Annotated in this window: 22 protein-coding genes, 1 tRNA gene and 3 pseudogenes; 10 read left to right on the top strand and 16 right to left on the bottom strand. The window is 49.8% G+C overall.

Translation table 11 applies throughout. The features are described from left to right. Positions 1 to 510: a VOC family protein gene (locus tag ACNT1W_RS07930; protein WP_419246609.1), complete on the bottom strand. Its 510-nt coding sequence runs from the start codon at positions 508 to 510 to the stop codon at positions 1 to 3. A 166-nt stretch (positions 511 to 676) separates the two neighbouring features. Between ACNT1W_RS07930 and ACNT1W_RS07925 the strand changes: the two genes are divergently transcribed. Together ACNT1W_RS07925 and ACNT1W_RS07920 are read left to right on the top strand one after the other, a co-directional pair. Further along, on the top strand, positions 677 to 1156 hold the full coding sequence (locus ACNT1W_RS07925) for a cold-shock protein (RefSeq protein ID WP_017891897.1): 480 nt from the start codon (positions 677 to 679) through the stop codon (positions 1154 to 1156). A 268-nt stretch (positions 1157 to 1424) separates the two neighbouring features. Beyond that, entirely contained in the window at positions 1425 to 1586 is a 162-nt protein-coding gene (locus ACNT1W_RS07920; protein ID WP_165366726.1) for a YnfU family zinc-binding protein, read from the top strand. A gap of 5 nt (positions 1587 to 1591) precedes the next feature. Here the strand turns inward: ACNT1W_RS07920 and ACNT1W_RS07915 are convergent, their stop codons facing one another. From ACNT1W_RS07915 to ACNT1W_RS07905, 3 genes are all read right to left on the bottom strand, one after another. Then, positions 1592 to 3040: a GGDEF domain-containing protein gene (locus ACNT1W_RS07915; protein WP_115183069.1), complete on the bottom strand. Its 1449-nt coding sequence runs from the start codon at positions 3038 to 3040 to the stop codon at positions 1592 to 1594. 492 nt (positions 3041 to 3532) lie between these two features. Continuing rightward, a complete protein-coding gene (locus ACNT1W_RS07910) occupies positions 3533 to 4084 on the bottom strand; it encodes a flavodoxin family protein (protein WP_012005619.1) in 552 nt (183 codons plus the stop codon). A 130-nt stretch (positions 4085 to 4214) separates the two neighbouring features. Beyond that, on the bottom strand, positions 4215 to 5126 hold the full coding sequence (locus ACNT1W_RS07905) for a LysR family transcriptional regulator (RefSeq protein WP_419246608.1): 912 nt from the start codon (positions 5124 to 5126) through the stop codon (positions 4215 to 4217). 97 nt (positions 5127 to 5223) lie between these two features. Here ACNT1W_RS07905 and ACNT1W_RS07900 point away from each other — a divergent pair, with 97 nt between their 5' ends. Continuing rightward, entirely contained in the window at positions 5224 to 6285 is a 1062-nt protein-coding gene (locus ACNT1W_RS07900) for an aldo/keto reductase (RefSeq protein ID WP_419246607.1), read from the top strand. A 313-nt stretch (positions 6286 to 6598) separates the two neighbouring features. Beyond that, a complete protein-coding gene (locus tag ACNT1W_RS07895; protein ID WP_216594072.1) occupies positions 6599 to 6760 on the top strand; it encodes a YnfU family zinc-binding protein in 162 nt (53 codons plus the stop codon). Between the two features lie 58 nt (positions 6761 to 6818). Here ACNT1W_RS07895 and ACNT1W_RS07890 read toward each other — a convergent pair. Further along, a pseudogene (locus tag ACNT1W_RS07890) lies at positions 6819 to 6992 on the bottom strand (MBL fold metallo-hydrolase); the annotation flags it as partial. Then, positions 6993 to 7197 (bottom strand): annotated as a pseudogene (locus ACNT1W_RS07885) (hypothetical protein); the annotation flags it as partial. It lies immediately after the preceding pseudogene. A 191-nt stretch (positions 7198 to 7388) separates the two neighbouring features. Here ACNT1W_RS07885 and ACNT1W_RS07880 point away from each other — a divergent pair. Next, positions 7389 to 8426, top strand: a complete 1038-nt coding sequence (locus tag ACNT1W_RS07880; protein ID WP_012005615.1) for an AraC family transcriptional regulator ligand-binding domain-containing protein — start codon at positions 7389 to 7391, stop codon at positions 8424 to 8426. Between the two features lie 120 nt (positions 8427 to 8546). Here the strand turns inward: ACNT1W_RS07880 and ACNT1W_RS07875 are convergent, their stop codons facing one another. The 6 genes from ACNT1W_RS07875 to ACNT1W_RS07850 form a co-directional block, all read right to left on the bottom strand. Beyond that, positions 8547 to 9041 (bottom strand): hypothetical protein, encoded by a 495-nt coding sequence (locus ACNT1W_RS07875; protein WP_419246606.1) that lies wholly within the window; start codon positions 9039 to 9041, stop codon positions 8547 to 8549. Continuing rightward, positions 9041 to 9760 carry a DsbA family oxidoreductase gene (locus tag ACNT1W_RS07870; RefSeq protein ID WP_012005613.1) on the bottom strand — a complete coding sequence of 240 codons (720 nt, stop codon included), beginning with the start codon at positions 9758 to 9760 and terminating at the stop codon, positions 9041 to 9043. The genes ACNT1W_RS07875 and ACNT1W_RS07870 overlap by 1 nt, the downstream gene beginning before the upstream one ends. A 68-nt stretch (positions 9761 to 9828) precedes the next feature. Further along, complete coding sequence (locus tag ACNT1W_RS07865; protein ID WP_419246605.1) at positions 9829 to 10812, bottom strand: zinc-binding dehydrogenase; 984 nt, start codon at positions 10810 to 10812, stop codon at positions 9829 to 9831. Between the two features lie 526 nt (positions 10813 to 11338). Then, complete coding sequence (locus ACNT1W_RS07860; protein WP_012005611.1) at positions 11339 to 12418, bottom strand: alkene reductase; 1080 nt, start codon at positions 12416 to 12418, stop codon at positions 11339 to 11341. A 176-nt stretch (positions 12419 to 12594) separates the two neighbouring features. Continuing rightward, positions 12595 to 13095 (bottom strand): DUF4334 domain-containing protein, encoded by a 501-nt coding sequence (locus tag ACNT1W_RS07855; RefSeq protein ID WP_135344563.1) that lies wholly within the window; start codon positions 13093 to 13095, stop codon positions 12595 to 12597. Positions 13096 to 13128: 33 nt separating this feature from the next. After that, the gene (locus ACNT1W_RS07850; RefSeq protein WP_419246604.1) at positions 13129 to 14223 is read right to left on the bottom strand and encodes an NAD(P)-dependent alcohol dehydrogenase; all 1095 of its coding nucleotides are present in this window, start codon (positions 14221 to 14223) and stop codon (positions 13129 to 13131) included. 644 nt (positions 14224 to 14867) lie between these two features. Between ACNT1W_RS07850 and ACNT1W_RS07845 the strand changes: the two are divergent. Next, positions 14868 to 15065: pseudogene (locus ACNT1W_RS07845) on the top strand (tyrosine-type recombinase/integrase); the annotation flags it as partial. Between the two features lie 15 nt (positions 15066 to 15080). Here ACNT1W_RS07845 and ACNT1W_RS07840 read toward each other — a convergent pair. The 3 genes from ACNT1W_RS07840 to ACNT1W_RS07830 form a co-directional block, all read right to left on the bottom strand. After that, a tRNA-Arg gene (locus tag ACNT1W_RS07840) sits at positions 15081 to 15157 on the bottom strand. Between the two features lie 145 nt (positions 15158 to 15302). Further along, the gene (locus ACNT1W_RS07835; protein WP_261098983.1) at positions 15303 to 15599 is read right to left on the bottom strand and encodes a hypothetical protein; all 297 of its coding nucleotides are present in this window, start codon (positions 15597 to 15599) and stop codon (positions 15303 to 15305) included. Beyond that, positions 15596 to 15805: a hypothetical protein gene (locus ACNT1W_RS07830; protein WP_419246603.1), complete on the bottom strand. Its 210-nt coding sequence runs from the start codon at positions 15803 to 15805 to the stop codon at positions 15596 to 15598. The genes ACNT1W_RS07835 and ACNT1W_RS07830 overlap by 4 nt, the downstream gene beginning before the upstream one ends. A gap of 230 nt (positions 15806 to 16035) precedes the next feature. Between ACNT1W_RS07830 and folD the strand changes: the two genes are divergently transcribed. Both folD and ybcJ read left to right on the top strand, forming a co-directional pair. Then, entirely contained in the window at positions 16036 to 16902 is an 867-nt protein-coding gene (folD, locus tag ACNT1W_RS07825; RefSeq protein WP_012005607.1) for a bifunctional methylenetetrahydrofolate dehydrogenase/methenyltetrahydrofolate cyclohydrolase FolD, read from the top strand. Positions 16903 to 16912: 10 nt separating this feature from the next. After that, positions 16913 to 17125 (top strand): ribosome-associated protein YbcJ, encoded by a 213-nt coding sequence (ybcJ, locus tag ACNT1W_RS07820; RefSeq protein WP_012005606.1) that lies wholly within the window; start codon positions 16913 to 16915, stop codon positions 17123 to 17125. Between the two features lie 68 nt (positions 17126 to 17193). On the opposite strand, the gene cysS is transcribed toward ybcJ, so the two are convergent. Next, complete coding sequence (gene cysS, locus ACNT1W_RS07815; protein WP_017891882.1) at positions 17194 to 18579, bottom strand: cysteine--tRNA ligase; 1386 nt, start codon at positions 18577 to 18579, stop codon at positions 17194 to 17196. Between the two features lie 302 nt (positions 18580 to 18881). Here cysS and ppiB point away from each other — a divergent pair, with 302 nt between their 5' ends. Both ppiB and ACNT1W_RS07805 read left to right on the top strand, forming a co-directional pair. Then, a complete protein-coding gene (ppiB, locus tag ACNT1W_RS07810) occupies positions 18882 to 19376 on the top strand; it encodes a peptidylprolyl isomerase B (protein ID WP_012005604.1) in 495 nt (164 codons plus the stop codon). A 10-nt stretch (positions 19377 to 19386) separates the two neighbouring features. Beyond that, the gene (locus tag ACNT1W_RS07805; protein WP_261098986.1) at positions 19387 to 20109 is read left to right on the top strand and encodes a UDP-2,3-diacylglucosamine diphosphatase; all 723 of its coding nucleotides are present in this window, start codon (positions 19387 to 19389) and stop codon (positions 20107 to 20109) included. The last annotated feature ends 22 nt before the right edge of the window (positions 20110 to 20131 follow it).

Here is a 20131-nt window from a genome sequence, read left to right as displayed (position 1 = left end):
TTAGAGCAACGCGAAACGGCGTTTTTCAGCGGTAAAATCCAGCGGTTTGATGCCACGCTGATTACGATCCTGTTCGGTCAGTAGCTCGGGAGGAATAAACCAGCTCACTTCAAACAGTAACCCATCCGGATCGTGCCCATAGATGCTTTTGTGCACGCCATGATCTTCTTCCAGCCCAAGAATGCCGCGCTGCGCCAACTGGTCGCGAATGCGCTCAAGTTCGTCCAGGCTGTCGACCTCCCAGGCCAAATGGTACAACCCGGCCGGCGGCTCGTTTTCCGCCGGTGGTTCACCGTTGGCGCGAAACACTCCGGCCCGCTGTTGCCCCAGGTTCTTGCTGAACAGCGCCAGATCGTGATCGTTATCCGAATCGGCCGCCTGGGTAAACACCGCTTTCTCGGGGCTGCCTGAGGGCTTGAGCTTAAATCCCAGCACCTGATGATAAAAATCCGCGCTCTGCTGTACATCGCTGACATACAGCACCGCATGGTTTAGCCGTTTAATGCCCATCGGTTGTCCCTTTCAGAAATAAATAAAGTCAGAAAGAAAATAGCATGTGGCGACAACCCCGCTAAATGCCGTAATCGCATTATCAAATGCCGGGCACGCAATCTGTCACTGCAAGGCATTCCGCGCTATCATATGCACTGTATTGAGCGACTTTATGAGAATGATGATGAACGGCAAGATAACGACTTTTTTTGAAGACAAAGGCTTCGGCTTTATTACCGATGAGAACGGGGAGAATCGTTATTTTCACGTGATTAAAGTGCAGAACCCTGAGCTGATTAAGAAAAACGCGGCGGTGACTTTCGAACCGACCAACAACACCAAAGGCCCATCGGCGTTTGCGGTCAAGGTGCTGGCGTCGAGCAAGTACATCATCATCGCCAACGAAAGAATCAAGATCACCAGCATCAAATCCTTCAACACCTTCACCAAAGAAGTGCCGGTGAAAGCGGACGTGGATAAAGAAAATACCGTGCTGTCGGTCGGCCTGTTGATGAACCGCATTCGCCCGCAATCAGAAGAAGCGCCGCAAACCATGCAAACGCTGCGCATGCTGACCATCACCACCTTCCAGAACGACACCCATACCTTCTCAGAACATGAGATCGACATGGATGAAACCCTGAAAGTGCTGAAAAGCCTGTAATCACAACCACCGCCAGCCGCATATACCCTATGAATTTCGAGTTGGCCGCTCTGGCGCGTCCATGCGCTCGCGGCATTTGTACATCCCTGTACAGCACAGCTAGGCGACCAGCTAGCTCATCCCCAGGCGCTTACTTCAGTAAGTAACTGGGGGGAGATAGTGCAGGTAACAACGCTGCAGCTTGAAAGGCGACGGGTATAAAACATTCTAAGCAATTTGATACCACCTGTGTTAGCGTGGGTTTTCACCTGACACAGGCCATTTTATTATGTCTGATACCAGCAGTGTTAAAGGCTTTATCAACCGCTCCACCAAAATCGCCTGCCCCAAATGCGCCTACGTCACCACTCAAAAATGCTCGATGCTGCGGCAAAATGTCATGCTGATCTGCCCAAACTGCGGTACCGAGTTTGAACCCAAGCAGAACTGATACCCTTATTTAAACATGATGTGGCCAACGCTGTTGCCACTTACCGCGTTAAACGACTCCACCCGGTTACGCCCCTGCGACTTGGCGCGATAAAGCGCGATATCCGCCATATTCATTAACTGTTCCAGCGATTTAACTTCGTTCATCCCCAGACTGGCGACGCCAACGCTGATGGTGATGTTCAACGGCACCTTGCCAGTGGGGAGCAAATCGGCTTTTTGTACCAATTGCCGCAAATGCTCTGCCAGTGCCACCCCCTGCGCCGCCAGCGCCCGCGGCAGCATAATGGCAAACTCTTCCCCACCCAAACGGCCAAACAGCTGATCGTGACGCAACTCGCGCCGCACAATATGGGCGAATGAAGCCAGTACCTGATCGCCCACCAGATGCCCATGGGTATCATTGATCTGCTTAAAATGATCGATATCGATCAGCAGCAGCGACACCGCCTCCTTCGATTTATGCTTGTGCTCCAGCAGTTCGCCAGCCTTACGCGTTAGTGCATTACGCGCCAGTACGCCGGTCAGAAAATCGTGATTGGCGCTGTGCTCCAGCCGCCGCAGCAGCTTACGGTTAACGGCAATTGAACTGGCAAGGATCAGTGGCCCCATCACCAGCATGGCGATCCCCAAACGGGCTGACATCAGCGTGTCGAGGAAGGCAATGTGGTTGTTAGGCGTTTCATACAGCATCAGATTGGCGGAGATACTGCTGATCTCGGTCATCCCGGTCAGCAGCGTCAACAAGGTTACCGTGAACAGTTGGTAGCGCACCGCGCACCACAGCAGCGCCGGAATGGGGAAGGCAATCGCCCCCGGACCGCCGATATACACACTGAACACCAGTGAAAACAGCAACGCCAGCAGCGGCATACCGGCACGCAGTTGCCAGTTGATCTGCATACGCAACAGCTGTTTGAGACGCGGTGCCGCCAGCAGTACCGGCAACAACAGCAGATTGGTCGAGAACTGCTCGCTGAACCAGGCTAACCAGGCGATAACGGCCGTGTTGTTGTACAGGCTGTCATTACGCAGTATCGATAAGGTCGACGCCACCGCCGCGCTACTCAGGCTGGCGGTAAACATATAAAGGGTAGTCTGGGGTTTACCCATCCGGCGCTGCGACTTTGGCAGCAGCGACATCACGCCGTAACCGGTAGCAATCAGCGACATATTGCAGGCGTTCAACCACATCGCCAGCGACAGACTCTCACCGTTGGCCAAATCTGCGGCGATCATCCCAATATAGATAGCCAGCCAACCGGCCGGACTGGCATAGGCGGGTTTGCGTAATAGCAGACCGAGTAAAATCGCATTCACCGGCCAAAACAGAGAAAGCGATCCTATTGGGCGGGTAAAAATACCCAGCAGGGAAAGCAAAAATGCCAGCAGAAAAAGCGTAATCAGCTGGATAGCCACAGGCAAGCCATGTTTGTCGCTTATTCTGGCGTTCATCGCCTTACCCATATATTTATAATAACCAGAGCAATTCTATGCATATTCCCTCGCCCGGCATAATGAAAATGACATAAAAACCAGAGGCAGACTTAAAAAATACAGGCAGATCAATCACAAAGATACATTCACTTTTATTTAACGGAATGTTCTTAACTCAAGTCGTCAACGCGATGCTTCATGATGAAACGAATTTTCATCTTTGCGAAAATAATATTCAAGGATATCTAACAGCATAGCGTAAAGCAGCACTCATCAGCACCACGCAAAGGCCATAATTATATAAAGGGTATTTTACTTGCCGCCCAAAACTGGTCTGCCGGCTATTATTTCCCGGTAAGTCATGTTCGACAGCAATTAGAGGCAACAAAAAACCCGGTCTAGGAACCGGGAATGTTTGTACGAAATGCAGTGTTAGCCCAAGCAGGCTAATAACATTCCCCACTTTACGCTGTAATTGTGTAGAAAAAATGAGCGCAAGGGGAATGGCTATTAAGCCAGTTTGGCAGCAAAGCCCGCCACGCGCTGGCCGTAAAGGCTGGCGGTTTCCAAATCACCCGACAGCATTTCATCCACACCGGCGTCGGCGGGTGTCTGCACCAATAACCCTACCGAACCGCCCAGGTTGTTTATATCGGTACGCTGCGCCGACTTGGTATTCGCGGGCATCAGCCCCAGGCTGACCCACAGGCCACCATGCTGCGAGGCCAGAGTTTGCAGAGCGATCAGCGTAACCTGCTTGTCACCGTTCAGGCTGGCGCTGTTGGTGAACCCACCGAAAACCTTGTCCTGCCACTTACGGCCAAACCAGGCTTTAGAACTGGCATCGGCAAATTTTTTGAATTGCCAGGACGGACCACCCATATAGGTCGGCGAACCGAAGATAATGGCATCCGCCTCATCGAGTTTCTGCCAGGCTTCATCGCTGATATTGCCTTCCTGATCGATAGCGATCAGTTCCGCTGCCGCGCCTTCGGCAACAACCTTTGCCAAACGCTCGGTGTGGCCGTAGCCGGAATGAAAAATAACCACTGTCTTCGCCATTAGGAACTCCCAGATCGTTGCAGTAGAGTGCCGACGGCACCCGAGGATATTCTTATCCAATCTAATCAACTGACCCTGGGGTGAATACCAAATTTATCTGACAGAGTTATTCAAAAAAACCGGGCAGCACTCATGCGCCAATGGCCTGTGGGCCCTGCTGCCGGGCGAAATCAATAAACGCACGCAGCGGACGCGGCATTTGCCGGTTGGCGGGGTAATAAAGATAGAAACCGGGAAACGGTGGCGTCCAGGCCGCCAGCAACGGCAGCAATCGGCCGTCGTTCAATGCCTCTGCCACCTGACTCTCAAACAGATAGGCAATCCCCAATCCATCCGCAGCGGCACGCACCAGCACCTGCGGTTCATCCACAATCAACGGCCCCTCCACCGCGATTTCCAACTTTTCGCCACCGCGCTCGAATTCCCAACGATAAATACTGCCATTGGTTGGCCAGCGAGTATTCAGGCAGCGGTGCTGACGTAGCGCATCGGGGGTTTGCGGCGTGCCATAACGCGCCAAATAGGCTGGCGAGGCTACCACGCACATTCGTTGCTCGCCCCCCAGCGCGACGGCCACCATATCCTTCTCCAGTCTCTCATGCAGCCGCACACCCGCGTCAAAACCCGCGGCGACCATATCCACCAGCCGATCCTCCACGCTCAGATCCACAACAATATCGGGATAATGCGCATTGAACGGAGCCAACAGCGGAGCCAAATAATGGATCGCCGCCAGGCCGGATGCATTAAGCCGTAGGGTGCCCGCCGGCTGCAAACGCAGCGCGGCGGTCTGCGTCACGGCGGCTTCAATCTCGACCATTGCCGGTGATAAACGCGCCAACAGCAATTCCCCCGCTTGGGTCAGCGCGACACTTCGCGTGGTGCGATTCAGCAGACGTACACCCAGCCGAGTTTCCAGATTGCGCTGCGTCTGACTAAGCGCTGAGGCGGAGATGCCCAATTGCGCTGCGGCACGGGTAAAGCTGCCATGCTCAACAATGACGGCAAAAGCGCGTAATTCCGCGAAATCACTTCCTCTCATTATGCCCCCTACACTTAATAATTCATGAAGATTATAGCGTATTCATTACACTCCCGGTGGGGCCTATGCTTGAACAAAACCACAGAGGAAATACCCCATGCTGACATCACTGGCCCTGAACCATTACCGCCTGCTTGGCCGCTCTGGCCTGCGCGTTTCGCCGCTGGCGCTCGGCACCATGACCTTTGGCACCGATTGGGGCTGGGGCGCAGAACAAGCGGAAGCTCGTCGGCTGTTTGACGTTTATGTAGAACGTGGCGGCAATTTTATTGATACCGCCAACCGCTATACCGAAGGCAGTTCCGAACGATTTATTGGAGAATTCGCCACCGGACGCCGCGACCGTCTGGTGATCGCCACCAAATACACGCTACCCATGCAGCCCGATAATCCAAACTCTGGCGGCAACCACCGTAAAAGCATGGTGCGTTCGGTGGAAGAAAGCCTGCGACGCCTGAACACCGATTATATCGACCTGCTGTATCTGCACGCCTGGGACGCCACCACCCCGACGGAAGAGATCATGCGCGCCATGGACGATCTGGTGCGTGCCGGCAAAGTGTTATATCTGGCCGTTTCGGATCTGCCAGCCTGGCAGGCCGCCAGAATGCAGACACTGGCGGATTTACGCGGTTGGTCACCGTTGATTGGCCTGCAGATTGAATACAGCCTGTTGGAACGTACCGTGGAGCGAGAACTGATACCGATGGCGCAAGAGCTGGGCCTTGGCGTCATTCCATGGTCACCGCTTTCCGGTGGCATATTGAGCGGAAAATACAGTCGGCAGGATTTGCAGGTGCAGGAGGAAGAGAACGGTACCCGACGTGCCATGGTTCGCGACAAGGGTATGCTGACCGAGCGCAATATTACCATTGCCGAAACGGTATTGACGCTGGCCAGGGAGACGGATTTTAGCCCTTCTCAGGTAGCCCTGGCCTGGACGCTGCGCAACCCGGCAGTGACGGCCCCGATCATCGGTGCACGCACGTTGGCACAACTGGAAGATAACCTGGGAGCGCTGGAGGTCAGGCTGACAGAAGAGCAGTGGCGGCGTCTGGATATGGCAAGCGCCATTGAACTGGGTTTCCCCCATGATTTTCTGGCGCTACAAGTTACGCGCGACATTATGTTTGGCGGTTTGATGATTGAGCGCAGATAAAAAAAATCCCGCACGAGGCGGGATAAACTTAACAGGGATGGGGTAATACACTACAGGGAATGGATAACACACAACATCATCGGGTAGGACTACACTACCAATCTCAATGTATAGAACTGTCATCCCTGAGTAAGTTTGCTCCGGCAGATGTAACGCCGGATGGAAATGTGACATTTTACCGCGTACTTCCTTACTCCAGGCCACCATAATCCCCGCGCCGCGCTCACAAAAATGATTAATAAACAATCAATAAAGGGCTATTACCGGTGCCGAATGGTAGAATGAGGTTCCCTACATCTATCCGGTGAAAGATATGTCTATCTTTGATGCCCTTAAGATGTTCAGCAGCACAACGGTTAAAGTGAAGTGTCCAGAATGCGCTCACATGTTTGAACAAAATAGCCGCAAAGTGCGTAAAAACATCACCCTGATTTGCCCTAAATGCGGCCACTATTTCCTTCCTGACGAAAAGTAGTGCCTGCAACGCCTCACCGCCTTTAGTGCGAAAGCTGAGTGGTATAGTTGGCGGCAACCTAGCGAAAGCCGTTGCCCTCGGCGTTCACGTGCCCCAGCCCGGGGAGTGAGATATGGGCTGCGGCCCCCCAATTCCCCTCGCGCGCCACCTGTGCCAGAATACGCTCTCGGGTTTGCACTGCCTGCTGCTGGTTCACATCAAAATGGATCGTCACCTCAGGGTCCGGCATTTTGTACATCACCAGTGCCATGGTCGCAGCGATGATCAACATCCCCATCAGCGCATACATGCGCGCTTCCTGACTGTAGCGCACCGCCATCGGTATCAGGCTACCGGCCACTTTCATTGTCCAGCCAACGGGTTAGTTTGATTACCAGCGCCACCGTAACGACGCCAAACAGCATGCTGAGGGATCGCACCGCCAGAATGCTGTCGCCATGCTGGCAAAACGGATGTCATTGCGCCGACGTCCAGCATCACCTATAAGCGAGTATCAGAGCTTGGCAGGGCATCTCTAGCAACTATCCGCTTGTAGCTTCCTGTAGTGATTGATATTTGTACTCTGTGAGCATGCCGTATCAAGGTCATTAAATGTGTATTTCTCTTGATTTCACAGGGCAATTTTTTTATGTTATCGGACATGGCGACAATGATAAACTCTACTGGTTTTAAAGGTTATTCCGGGCTCATGAATGAGCTTGGCGTTGATCCATTGCCATTGTTACGTAAACACGGACTGCCTGTAGATTTAGGAGAGGTGGATGATGCTGTTGTACCGATAATACCGGTAATGCAGCTAATGGAAGAAAGTGCCTTGGTAACGCAGCATCTCGATTTTGGTCTAACATTGGCGGCGCGACAAGGGATTGATATTATAGGGCCTCTTGCTATGGCCATCCAACATTCGAAAAATGTGCGTGAAGCGATGGACACAGCCTCGCGGTTTCTGTATGTACACAGCCCCGCAGTACAGCTTTCGATTATTGATCCCAGTCCCTTAATTCCAGGCGCTGTTGAAATTCGCCTCGAGCAAGCAGTACCTAATGCCCCTTTGTTTCGGCAGACTATCGAGCACTGTTTAAGCCGCCTTCATTATTTGCTAAAATCTTTTGCAAAAGATAATTATCACTTGCTAGCAATAACATTTCCTTACGGAGATGTTTCTAATTTTAGTGACTACCGACGGTTTTTCGGACCCGCTCAAGTTTGTTTGGAACACGAATTTAGCGGATTACACCTATCGCCGAAAACGCTGAACAGCAAACTAGATAATGTTAGTTCATTGCTAAAAAACATCGCTCTGGACTACCTGCAGAGGCATTATGGAAATCCTGAATTATCAATGACCAGTCGTGTACGTCGCGCATTGCACTGCACTATAGGGGCAATGGGAGGAAGTAAATCATCAATTGCTGAATTATTGTTTTTACACCCCCGTACGATGCAGCGCAAATTGGCTGAAGAATCAGCGACGTTTGAAGGGATCCGTGATGGAGTACGACAGGAAATCGCATTACGCTTCCTCACACAAACACGTATCCCGTTGGCGCAATTGGCGGCCATTCTGGGTTTTTCCGATCAATCTGTTCTTACTACTTCGTCTCGGCGATGGTTCGGCATGTCCCCCTCAAAAGTCCGTGCTGCGAAGTCATCACTTCGACTCTAAGCACAGTCATAGCGTTCTCTTCGGAGAAGTGAACTTTATTCTTATCAACGACAGCCGTAAATAACCTGCTCCCCTTTACCATCTATCTTTCTTATTCATTCATATATATGAACTAATGTTTCAAAAAACATTTTTATTAATCTTTTTTGCATATTCTAACGGAGGAGAATACACCCGCTTATATACATCAGCGTTGCCATATACTCGGCCTGCACGTAAACCAAAAACCTTGATTGTCATTAGATTACCACTATCGCACAATCTACGTTCCGCCCAGTGTACTTTAATCCCATTTTTGAATGCAGCGGAACGAAGTATATCAGGCTGAACAAACTCAAAATAGAGTTCATCTGCAGCCTCGTAACTATAATAAGGGAATAGTCCTCCGCCCAAAACCCCCTCAAAATTCGCCTCATGAAAACGTCCAGTGACATTTGACCACCGAGAAGTAATAACCAACCAATCTTCGCTATCCAGAGAAACTTCGTAAGTTCCATCACGAGGAGAGATCCCGAACTCATAATTCGAAAGCTCGGGTTGTAATCTCCAAATGCCCGAGAAGGGAAAATCTTCTGGAGCGGATACTCTGTGTTCATTGGTAAGAGCTTGCATCATTATTTTTTTATTTCGCAAAAACCGTCTTTGCACATTTCGTCATCCTCAGATGCAGGCTCTGGTCCTGTATCTATGCCAGTTTGCATAGCCAGCAAATCTGCTTGTTCGCGTAAAACATTAATAAATACCTCGACATCACGCGCCCCTGATATGCTAGCCTGATCGTTGAACACAAAGTATGGTACGCCACGAATCCCCCGGTTGCGTGCGTCCAATTCGTCGGTGCGAACCTCATCGGCGAAACGGTCGCTGCTCAAAACCCCATCAATCTCTTGAGGAGGCAAGCCTGTCTCGATTGCTAGGGCACGAAGAATCTGCGGGTCCCCAATATCTTTTCCTTCCGTGAAATAGGCTCGAAGAAAACGCTCTTTTACCTCATTTTCAAGAAGCCCGTAATGTTTGGCTAAATGAATGAGGCGGTGTGCATCAAATGTGTTGCCTGGTTTCGCTATACGCCACTGGAAATCTAACCCTACACGGCGAGCTTCCTGCTCTTCATGGTTCAAAATCTCCAGAGCACGATCCGGGCTGATTCGGTAAAGCTGACTCATTAATTCTTGCAATGGAACCCCATAGTACCTAGGAGAATCTGGATTTAGCTCGAAACTGTGCCACTCGATTTGCGCCTCAATGCCGGTTTGCTCCAGAGCGGCTTCCAGTTTGCGTTTTCCGATATAGCAAAATGGACAAATAACATCTGACCAAATATCAATCTTCATCTTGGTATCTCCTTGCAGCAACGACTGCATCTATTAATTGATTACAGCAATAAATATGAGTAAACGGGCTAAGCCTCTATATTTTTTCCGCGTAAAAGCACTTTACCTGGGCCATGTTTAGTACCAATCGCTTGCTCAATATCATCTAGATCATAGATGGCAGCTACTGGCAGGCTAAACCCATCCCGTAAAGCCATTGTCATAATCTCCGATATCATTCGTAATTTATATTCGTTGTTCAAGGCAGCGAATTTCCTCAGCCCCCAGAAACCGCGAACTGTAGCCTGCTTGAAAATGACATCCTGAAAATCAATGCGCAGGGGGTGGTTGCTCAATGCACCGAAGACGACCACCGTGGCGTTATCATTCATGACACTCAGCATCTCTCCGGTGAGTTCCCCTGCAACTGAGTCCAGACCATAAAGTAGTGCCTCGCCGTTCAACGCAGTTTTTATGCGTTGCTGCCAACCGTCCTTTTCTGTGTTTTCTACCAAATCCACACCAAGAGCTCTAAGTTCTTTAACCTGAGAGTCCCGATTGACCAGGCCAATAACACGTATCTGACGGGAGGCTGCCAACAGTGCCAAGTTTTTACCTACGGCGCCTGCCGCTGCACTCAGCACCATCCATTGACCGCTTTTTACTCCTAAATCGTCCAGTACTACAGTTGCACTTGCTGGCATAACCAGCAGTTGGGCAGCCAATTCATCACTGATGCCATCAGGAATAGGCAGTAGTTGATCCGCAGGCGCCACAAAAGCATCAGCCCAAGTACCAAATGCCCCCGATGCAGCAACTCTCTGGCCAATTTGCAGATCCTTCACTCCTTCCCCAACCTCAAGGACGCGGCCGAGAGCTTCGCTACCTGCCCTGGCAGGTAGCGTTGGCTTGGTGCCGTAGGTACCAGATATTTGCATCAGATCATGATTGTGGATAGGTGAGAGAACCATTTGTAACAACACCTCACCAGCTTTCAGTGTTGGACGAGAGGTATCTTGAATACTCATAACCTGTTCTGGCTGACCCAGAGATTCGTGTACAGCAATACGCATAATTTCGACTCCTTTGTGCTTAATTGATTGCGAAAATCATACGTTTCAACTCAACTTGCTTCTTGATTTAATGAGACATTCTTTTTATCTTACGAGACACTTCATCGCGGATTCAGGAATAGTACGAGAGGAGAAAGCCAGCTATCGAAAAAGAAGCGTAAATCAAATAACCAAAAATAATCGGACACTTTTTGAAAATAGCCAACAGGCCGCATTCAAGGATAAATTGGCACCATATAATGTTTAACTCAAGTCAGTGCATATTGCATATAAAAAAATCAACTCGAATAGCACAGCCACAGATAAGGGAAACCAATCCTTAAAGATAGTACGATGTCGGAAGGCCGATAAAAAGAAAAGTATATTTTATACTATGCAGATGTTTACTAGCCTGTAAACTTGACATTATCTAATTTTCATTAATTAAAACATCAGAAGCATGCCATATGTAAGATGTACGATTAAGCAAAAAAGCCCAACCGTTTGAATAAAAAACAGTCGGGCTACGTCAATACCGCTGCTGGACTTAACTCAAGGTTGGATAGTCGGTATAGCCTTTTGCCCCCCCACCGTAGAGGTGTTCAGCGTCAATTTCAGATAAAGAGGAACCGCTTTTAAATCTTTCTACTAAATCTGGGTTACTGATGAAAAACCGACCAAAGGAAATCAAATCAGACTTATTTTCTGCAAGAGATATATTTGCCAAATTCAGATCATACCCGTTATTTGCAATGTAAGTGTTTTTGAAGTTTTGACGCAGGGTGTCAAAATCAAACGGTACATCATCACGTGCCCCGCCAGTTGCGCCTTCTACAACATGAAGATAAACGGCGCCTAACTTACTGAGTTCAGTAGCGATATAATTAAACTGAGCCTGAGGCTCACGGCTAACAACATCATTAATAGGCGAGACGGGAGAAATACGAACCCCAGTACGATCAGCACCAACCTCTTCAATCACGGCCTTCGTCACTTCTAGCAACAAACGGGCACGGTTTTCAATTGAACCACCATAAGCATCAACACGGTTATTGGCATTATCGCGAACAAATTGATCAAGTAAATAACCATTAGCACCGTGAACCTCAACACCGTCAAATCCAGCAGCGATCGCATTTGCCGCGGCTTGCCGGAAGTCATCCACGATACCGGGTATTTCATCAATACTCAGAGCTCGCGGAATTGAAGTTTGCACTAAACTGTTATTTATAAACACCTTCGCATTTGCCTGAATTTCAGAAGGTGCTACCGGCGCCGCACCATTTTTTTGAAGCTCTACATGTGAGATTCGGCCAACATGCCAAATCTGCAGAAAAATAACACCTCCCTTGGCATGTACCGCATCAGTGACTTTTCGCCAACCCTCAATTTGATCCTGTGTATATATTCCTGGCGTATCTTGATACCCTTGCCCCTGTTGAGAAATCTGAGTGGCTTCCGCTATTAAAAGGCCGGCAGATGCACGCTGACTATAATAAGTTGCCGCAAATTCGCCAGGGACAAAACCTTTACCAGCCCGACTGCGGGTAAGAGGTGCAAGGACAATCCTGTTGGAAAGGGTGATCTGACCAAGCTTATATGGACTAAATAGTTTTTTATTTGTCATGACTGACCTCTATAAATTTATATTTCCGACTATATAAAATAAAAATAACGCCTAAATTTAACAGGTGTAATGTGAACTTAGAGTAATGCAAAAAAAATAAAAAATATTACTCATTGCTTTAGCAAGTTCCGCATATTTCAATAAATGCGCATAAAGTAAATTTTATTTCAGTTTAACTATTCAACTTTATGTAGAACAAAGAAGTATGTGAACATATCGTTCCGCGCATCCATAGCGCCCAAAATCGTCTCTGCATCAACTCGACGAAAGTGGTCGATTATAGGAAGTTGATCGTAAATCATCGCTGCGGAAGTTTTACCACGGTAGTTAACCAACCGCAGCCTGGCTGTTGGTTGGTCTGTTTCTATTTCTTGTTGGCGATCTGCCGCTTTTTGCTGAGAACCACCACCTGAACGCAGTTTGATCGGATCAGCAGCAAAAACGCCTCCGTCATGAGTATAGAAAAGCAATGGATCAACCGTTTCAACATCTGTGAAACGCTTTCCAAACCAACCGGTGGCGGTTAGGCTTCCATCGGCAGGATGCCCAGAAATTAACTCACTGCCCTTCCAATTCCCGAATATCTCTTCCGGCTGGACAATTGAAAGGCTGTCAAATATCTGGAATGCCTGTTCTTGCGTAACCTTACCGGTATTGATCGCCTCTTGAAAATTCATGGCAGGCTCCTTATTTTTATTAAAAACAAAACATCAAGATGGTATTAATACTGGCTTAACGACCAAGCCATTTTTCATATCATCAATGGCAAGATTTATATCTTCTAACGGGTAAGTTTTGAGCAGTTTATCAAAAGGAAATTGCCCCGAGCGATAGAACTCAATCAATTTTGGAATAAATTCCTGAGGATCGGCATCTCCTTCTATAATCCCTTTGACGGTACGACCACCCAGTAAATCTAATAATTTTATTGATGCCGTAGCTTCAGTGCTGCTCATACCAAGTAAACCACACACGCCGGTAGGACGCAGGGATTCTACGGCTTGTTCAAGGAGTTTCGGAACGCCAACACATTCAAGAGAAAATGCGACTCCCCCCTCGGAGATACGTTTTATTTCGCTAACCGCATCACTTGTTGCACCATTTATAATATGAGTTGATCCAAGTTGTTTTGCTAGTTCGAGTTTCTCCGGGACGATATCGACAACAATAATAGGATTAGCACCAGAAATCTTGGAAGCCATCACTGCAGCAAGACCAACCGCGCCTAAACCAAAAATAGCGATACCCTGGTTTTCCCCAACTTTAAGAGCATTAATAACGGCACCGGCCCCCGTTTGCAAACCACAGCCCAATGGCCCCATCAAAGCAACCGGTAGAGTCTTGTCTATCTTCACCGTATTGTTCTCGTGGGAAATGGCATAGTTTGCGAAAGAGGATTGATAAAAGAAAGAACCTTTGCCAGGCTTACCGTTGATTTGAATAGGAGTAGATCCATCTACACGCCCCCCACTTATATTGGCAGCCTCCATATTATCGCAGTATGCAGGATGTCCATCCAAGCAAGTCTCACAATGGTGGCAAGCAAAGTAACTAAGAACAACATGGTCACCGGGAACCAGGCGGGTTACGGCAGCTCCCACTTTTTCAACCACTCCCGCACCTTCATGCCCAAGAACTCCTGGAGCATAGTGACCTATTTGCTTGAAGCTCAAATCAGTATGGCAGATACCTACACCTTTGATGCGAACCAAAACTTCATAATCCTGTGGATCTTCAAGTTCAATATCGCAAACAGTAAAAGGTGTATCAGCAGATTCGGTCACAGCAGCTATAGCTTTTATCATTTCAATTTCCTCTGATATATTTACCCTACACTTACCATTGTTTTCCAGACTCTACTTCACACTAAAAAAATAAATCAACTCAATTCCATTCAAATAAATAAACAAATAATTATTAACATTTAAAACAATCAATATTAATCTGCCTATGTATTTTTATATAAATTATAAAACTCACTATTAAAAAGTGCTCAGACGGCTTATTCTCACCCAGCAACCACCGAAGTTAATTAAAGAGTGGTGTCGACTTAAAAATTCAAGGTCAGAGTTAAAGAAATCTATTTTAATTCAGAAAATACTGATGAATATTATTTAAAGAAATAATATATCACCAAAAACTTGAAAATCTAACAAACCTATTTTTAAATAGGCTCTAGAACAATAAGTTTCGATGGATTTTTTAACCCATTACTTGTTACATTTTATTCTATTAAATTTCTTATGAAACTTTTGCTCTGCTCAACTGCAAAAAGCATACTTCTGATTTCAATTCACTTCTTGATTTAACGAGACATTGTTTTTATCTTACGAGACAGCGTAAGCGAGTTAGGTGACCGAAAAGGAGAGGCTTTGATTACCAGTTTATGCCCTACAGGGCTAGAACCTGTGACCTACGGCTAGAAGTTCCTAGAACCACATTTTAATACAGTCAGTTAATCCAATCTGGCGTCCCACTTTCAGCTCTGCAAGAAATGGGGGGCTGGGAATCAATTGAAATGGTACGTAGGTATGCGCATCTGGCCCCCAACCATCTAACTGAGCACGCACGAAAAATTGACGCACTGATGCACTATTGGGCGTTAACGACACAAGAAGGAAATCAGGCAGGGCTGAGAATAGCGTAGGTCATTGATTCTAAATGGTACGCCCTACAGGGCTCGAACCTGTGACCTACGGCTTAGAAGGCCGTTGCTCTATCCAACTGAGCTAAGGGCGCATTGGGATGCGGCAACCGGAGTTGCGGAGTGCGATTATACGGTCAGGGGTTACTGAGTCAATGCCTTTTCATGACGTTACGGCGTCAGCCGTGCTTTATGGTGATTTTTCAGCCATTGCTGCCGCCGTCCCTCGGCAAAACGTCTTTATTTCCCTTGTATTAGCTCCGGCAACAGACTCCCGCTGTAGTGAACCAGGCCGGATTCGGCCTGTTCGGGGAGCCGTTCCGATTGCTGTTGCCCTGCCGGGCGCTGCAGACAAATGCGGGCCGAGCGCACCACCGCATTGATATTTCCCCAGTCGGCATGCTCGGTAGTCAGCAGGTTGCAGGCGGTCGCCAACGGTTGGTTTAGTGCGGCGCTGACCGGCGTGGCATTCAACGAGGCATGACCCATTGGCACCCACGCCAGCAACATAAAACCAATCCCTCTGATAAATCTCATACGTGCAACCTCCGGCACAGCGCACGCAGGCGTGCTCGCCAGGATAGCGGTGCTTTGTGTTCCGCGAGCTGGTGCAACGCCATCAACTGCGCCACGTCCGCCGGGTGCATTGATGAGTCGAACACCGTTTCGCCCACGTGTTTGGGCGGGTTAATCGGGCTGGAAATCTGCTGATGCCATGGATGTAGCCGAGTGATGATCATCATGATTGTGGCTCCGTTAGCGCCTGCGGCTGGCGCGAATACCGCAGTGTGAATAGCCACAGCTTAAGTAGCGCAAGATAAAAAAGGCGTAGAGGATCATTCTGTTGGCATAAAAAAAGCGTAAATCCCCTCCGGCAAACAGCGTCGAACACGATTCAGCGCCTGACAGCGCGCTCCGCTTCTGACAAAATAGCGCCATCCCCGCTTTTCTTAATTGATGGATTTCCTCACTGATGTCAGCAAAGATTATTGATGGTAAAACGATTGCGCAGCAGGTTAGAAACGAAGTGGCTGAGCAAGTTAAACAACGTCTGGCCGCCGGCAAACGCGCGCCGGGCCTGGCAGTCGTGCTGGTTGGCGAGAACCCGGCCTCACAGATTTACGTCGCCAGCAAGCGCCGCGCCTGTGATGAGGTGGGTTTCCTCTCTCGCTCCTACGATTTGCCTGCCACCACCAGTGAGGCCGAATTGCTGGCGCTGATCGACAGGCTGAATGCCGACGGCGAGATCGACGGCATCCTGGTCCAGTTGCCACTGCCTGCCGGCATCGATAACGTCAAAGTGCTGGAGCGTATTCATCCGGATAAAGACGTTGACGGTTTCCACCCTTACAACGTCGGCCGTCTGTGCCAACGCTCGCCTAAACTGCGCCCATGTACCCCACGCGGCATCGTGACCCTGCTCGAGCGTTACAACATCGATACCTATGGCCTGAATGCCGTTGTGGTTGGCGCGTCCAACATCGTTGGCCGCCCGATGAGCATGGAGCTGCTGCTGGCCGGTTGCACCACCACCGTGACCCACCGTTTCACCAAGAACCTGCGTCATCACGTTGAAAATGCCGATCTGCTGATCGTCGCGGTCGGTAAACCGGGCTTTATTCCTGGTGATTGGATCAAACCGGGCGCGATCGTGGTGGATGTCGGCATTAACCGTCTTGAAAGTGGTAAAGTAGTCGGCGACGTAGAATTCGATGCCGCCAGCGAACGCGCGGCCTATATTACTCCGGTTCCGGGTGGCGTTGGCCCAATGACCGTTGCTACACTGATCCAAAATACCTTGCAGGCCTGCGAGGTTTATCACGACGTTCAACCTAAATAAGTAAGGCAGTATGGAAACTTTTAATCTGGATAATCACCCGCACGTCGAACTGTGCGACCTGCTCAAGTTCCAGGGCTGGTGTGAAAGTGGCGGTGCCGCCAAAGAAGTCATCGCCGATGGGCAGGTGAAAGTAAACGGCAAAGTAGAAACGCGCAAGCGCTGCAAAATCGTCGCCGATCAGGTGGTGGAGTTTAACGGCGGCAAGGTTGTAGTTAAGCCATAAGCCATGCTCCATAAAAAAGGCGCTGAGTTAACCCTCAGCGCCTTTTTTGCTTTTCAGCCTTAAGCGAATTACTTACGGCGCCAGGTGGTTCCCTGCGGGCCATCTTCCAGCACAATGTTCATCTCGTTCAAACGGTCGCGCGCGGCATCCGCCAGCGCCCAATCTTTGGCTTTGCGCGCGTCATTACGCTGTTTGATCAGTGCCTCGATCTCCGCTACTTCACCGTCGTCCGCCTGTGCGCCGCCCTGCAGGAACAGTTCCGGTTCTTGCTGCAACAAGCCCAGCACCTTCGCCAGCTTGCGCAGTTCCGCCGCCAGGCCGTTGGCTGCAGTCAGATCTTCTGCTTTCAGACGGTTAACCTCGCGTGCCAAATCAAACAGCGCCGAATAAGCTTCCGGGGTATTGAAGTCATCATCCATGGCTTCGCGGAAGCGAGCTTCAAACACTTCGCCACCGGCCGGTTGAGCGTTAACGTCGGTACCGCGCAGCGCGGTGTACAAACGCTCCAGTGCGGTACGCGCCTGTTTCAGGTTCTCTTCGCTGTAGTTCAGTTGGCTGCGATAGTGGCCAGACATCAGGAAGTAACGCACGGTTTCGGCGTCGTAGTAACCCAGCACGTCGCGGATGGTGAAGAAGTTATCCAGCGATTTCGACATTTTTTCTTTGTCGATCATCACCATACCGGAGTGCATCCAGTAGTTGACGTACGGGCCGTCGTGAGCACAGCTAGACTGGGCAATTTCGTTCTCGTGATGCGGGAACATCAGATCGGAACCGCCGCCGTGGATGTCAAAATGGGTGCCCAACTGCTTGCAGTTCATCGCAGAACATTCAATGTGCCAGCCCGGACGGCCTGCGCCCCATGGCGATTCCCAGCTCGGTTCGCCCGGCTTGGACATCTTCCACAGCACGAAATCCATCGGGTTGCGTTTTACATCATCGATTTCTACCCGCGCACCGGCCTGCAGCTGATCCAGATCCTGGCGTGACAACAAGCCGTATTGCGGATCGCTGTCGATAGAGAACATCACGTCGCCGTTGCTGGCCACGTAGGCGTGATCGCGATCGATCAGGCGCTGGGTGATCTCAACGATCTCGGCGATATGCTGAGTGGCGCGCGGTTCGATGTCCGGGCGTTCAATCAGCAGAGAATCGAAGTCGGCGTGCATCTCTGCCAGCATGCGCGTGGTCAGTTGATCGCAGCTTTCGCCATTCTCTGTCGCACGGCGGATAATTTTATCGTCAACGTCGGTAACGTTACGCACGTAGTTCAGCGAATAGCCGAGGTAACGCAAATAACGCGCGACGACGTCGAAAGCAACAAAGGTACGCCCGTGGCCGATATGACACAGGTCATAGATGGTTACCCCGCACACGTACATGCCAACTTTACCGGCATGAATGGGCTTAAATTCCTCTTTTTGACGACTCAGGGTATTAAAAATCTTTAGCATCGGGACATTCCGTGGTGTGCGTGATAACAAAAATAGTAATTAGGCGATTCACCCAGCAGCGTATTGAAACCCGAAGCCTGATCTAATGCAAGGTTAAGGCCGCGCTTTGCTAAGCTGAGAGGTGGAAAACGGTGAGAAATCAGCGAACGCCACCAATGTTATAATATAACAATTATCGTTTTACCACAGCCAGCGTGCGGTTTACCCGCTGCTGACTGATTAAAGGAGATATGTTATAACGGCGGTCTGATTGTTCACTCGATCCTTGTGACATCTCAATTCATCTTGTTAGGACTAAAACTATGGTTACTTTCCACACTAATCACGGCGATATCGTTATCAACACCTTTGCTGACAAAGCGCCGGTTACCGTTGAAAACTTCCTGAACTACTGCCGTGAAGGTTTCTACAATAACACCATTTTCCACCGTGTTATCAATGGCTTTATGGTTCAGGGCGGCGGTTTTGAGCCGGGCATGACCCAGAAAGACACCAAAGCGACTATCAAGAACGAAGCCAACAACGGTCTGAAAAACACCATCGGTACCCTGGCAATGGCTCGCACCAACGATCCACACTCTGCGACCGCACAGTTCTTCATCAACGTGGCAGACAACGACTTCCTGAACTTCCGCGGCGAAAACGCGCAGGGCTGGGGCTACTGCGTATTTGCTGAAGTGGTTGAAGGCATGGACGTGGTTAACAAGATCAAAGCGGTGAAAACCGGCCGTAGCGGCATGCACCAGGACGTACCGGTAGAAGACGTCATCGTCACTAGCGTTACCGTCAGCGAGTAATCGCGGCTGCATGAACACGCTGTTCATCGCAGATCTGCATTTAAGCGCACAGGAACCGGCAATCACTGCCGGTTTTCTGCGTTTTTTGCGGCAAGATGCCATTCACGCCGACGCCCTGTACATTCTTGGCGACCTGTTTGAAGCCTGGATCGGCGATGACGATCCCGAGCCACTGCACGGCGAAATCGCTGCGGCACTGAAGGCGCTGCAACAGGCTGGCGTGCCCTGCTACTTTATCCACGGCAACCGTGATTTTCTGGTCGGCAAACGCTTTGCCCGTGCCAGCGGTATGCAACTGCTGCCGGAAGAAAAAGTGCTGAATCTGTATGGCCGAAAAATCCTTATCCTGCATGGCGACACGCTGTGTACCGACGATCAGGCCTACCAACAGTTTCGCCGCAAGGTACACAATCCGCTGATCCAAAAACTGTTTCTGGCCATGCCGCTGCGCTGGCGTCTTAAGATCGCGGCCAAAATGCGTGCCCGCAGCCAGCAGAGTAACCAGTACAAGTCGGACTCTATTATGGACGTCAATCCACAGGCGGTTGAGCAGGCGATGCTGCGCCACAAGGTTCACTGGATGATCCACGGCCACACTCACCGTCCGGCGGTGCATGAATTGGCATTGAGCAACGGCAAGGCCCACCGCGTGGTGCTGGGAGCCTGGCACGTTGAAGGCTCCATGATCAAAGTCAGTGCCGACGCCGTCGAGCTGATCCAATTCCCGTTCTAAGTTCCTGACTTGTCGCACAGGT

The sequence above is a fragment of the Serratia sp. NFX21 genome, assembly GCF_048517035.1.
Taxonomy (GTDB): domain Bacteria; phylum Pseudomonadota; class Gammaproteobacteria; order Enterobacterales; family Enterobacteriaceae; genus Serratia; species Serratia quinivorans.
Note: the sequence above shows the minus strand (reverse complement) of the source record. Positions and strands in the feature narration are given on the sequence as shown.

Bases quoted from the DNA above. Each gene is read 5' to 3' on its own strand.
- ybcJ (WP_012005606.1), top strand. From the start codon at position 16,913: ATGGAAACTTTTAATCTGGATAATCACCCGCACGTCGAACTGTGCGAC.
- cysS (WP_017891882.1), bottom strand. From the start codon at position 18,579: ATGCTAAAGATTTTTAATACCCTGAGTCGTCAAAAAGAGGAATTTAAG.
- ppiB (WP_012005604.1), top strand. From the start codon at position 18,882: ATGGTTACTTTCCACACTAATCACGGCGATATCGTTATCAACACCTTT.
- ACNT1W_RS07850 (WP_419246604.1), bottom strand. From the start codon at position 14,223: ATGATAAAAGCTATAGCTGCTGTGACCGAATCTGCTGATACACCTTTT.
- ACNT1W_RS07925 (WP_017891897.1), top strand. From the start codon at position 677: ATGAACGGCAAGATAACGACTTTTTTTGAAGACAAAGGCTTCGGCTTT.
- ACNT1W_RS07930 (WP_419246609.1), bottom strand. From the start codon at position 510: ATGGGCATTAAACGGCTAAACCATGCGGTGCTGTATGTCAGCGATGTA.
- ACNT1W_RS07900 (WP_419246607.1), top strand. From the start codon at position 5,224: ATGCTGACATCACTGGCCCTGAACCATTACCGCCTGCTTGGCCGCTCT.
- folD (WP_012005607.1), top strand. From the start codon at position 16,036: ATGTCAGCAAAGATTATTGATGGTAAAACGATTGCGCAGCAGGTTAGA.
- ACNT1W_RS07865 (WP_419246605.1), bottom strand. From the start codon at position 10,812: ATGCGTATTGCTGTACACGAATCTCTGGGTCAGCCAGAACAGGTTATG.
- ACNT1W_RS07910 (WP_012005619.1), bottom strand. From the start codon at position 4,084: ATGGCGAAGACAGTGGTTATTTTTCATTCCGGCTACGGCCACACCGAG.
- ACNT1W_RS07830 (WP_419246603.1), bottom strand. From the start codon at position 15,805: ATGATGATCATCACTCGGCTACATCCATGGCATCAGCAGATTTCCAGC.
- ACNT1W_RS07895 (WP_216594072.1), top strand. From the start codon at position 6,599: ATGTCTATCTTTGATGCCCTTAAGATGTTCAGCAGCACAACGGTTAAA.
- ACNT1W_RS07915 (WP_115183069.1), bottom strand. From the start codon at position 3,040: ATGAACGCCAGAATAAGCGACAAACATGGCTTGCCTGTGGCTATCCAG.
- ACNT1W_RS07905 (WP_419246608.1), bottom strand. From the start codon at position 5,126: ATGAGAGGAAGTGATTTCGCGGAATTACGCGCTTTTGCCGTCATTGTT.
- ACNT1W_RS07870 (WP_012005613.1), bottom strand. From the start codon at position 9,760: ATGAAGATTGATATTTGGTCAGATGTTATTTGTCCATTTTGCTATATC.
- ACNT1W_RS07880 (WP_012005615.1), top strand. From the start codon at position 7,389: ATGTTATCGGACATGGCGACAATGATAAACTCTACTGGTTTTAAAGGT.
- ACNT1W_RS07835 (WP_261098983.1), bottom strand. From the start codon at position 15,599: ATGAGATTTATCAGAGGGATTGGTTTTATGTTGCTGGCGTGGGTGCCA.
- ACNT1W_RS07875 (WP_419246606.1), bottom strand. From the start codon at position 9,041: ATGATGCAAGCTCTTACCAATGAACACAGAGTATCCGCTCCAGAAGAT.
- ACNT1W_RS07920 (WP_165366726.1), top strand. From the start codon at position 1,425: ATGTCTGATACCAGCAGTGTTAAAGGCTTTATCAACCGCTCCACCAAA.
- ACNT1W_RS07805 (WP_261098986.1), top strand. From the start codon at position 19,387: ATGAACACGCTGTTCATCGCAGATCTGCATTTAAGCGCACAGGAACCG.
- ACNT1W_RS07855 (WP_135344563.1), bottom strand. From the start codon at position 13,095: ATGAATTTTCAAGAGGCGATCAATACCGGTAAGGTTACGCAAGAACAG.
- ACNT1W_RS07860 (WP_012005611.1), bottom strand. From the start codon at position 12,418: ATGACAAATAAAAAACTATTTAGTCCATATAAGCTTGGTCAGATCACC.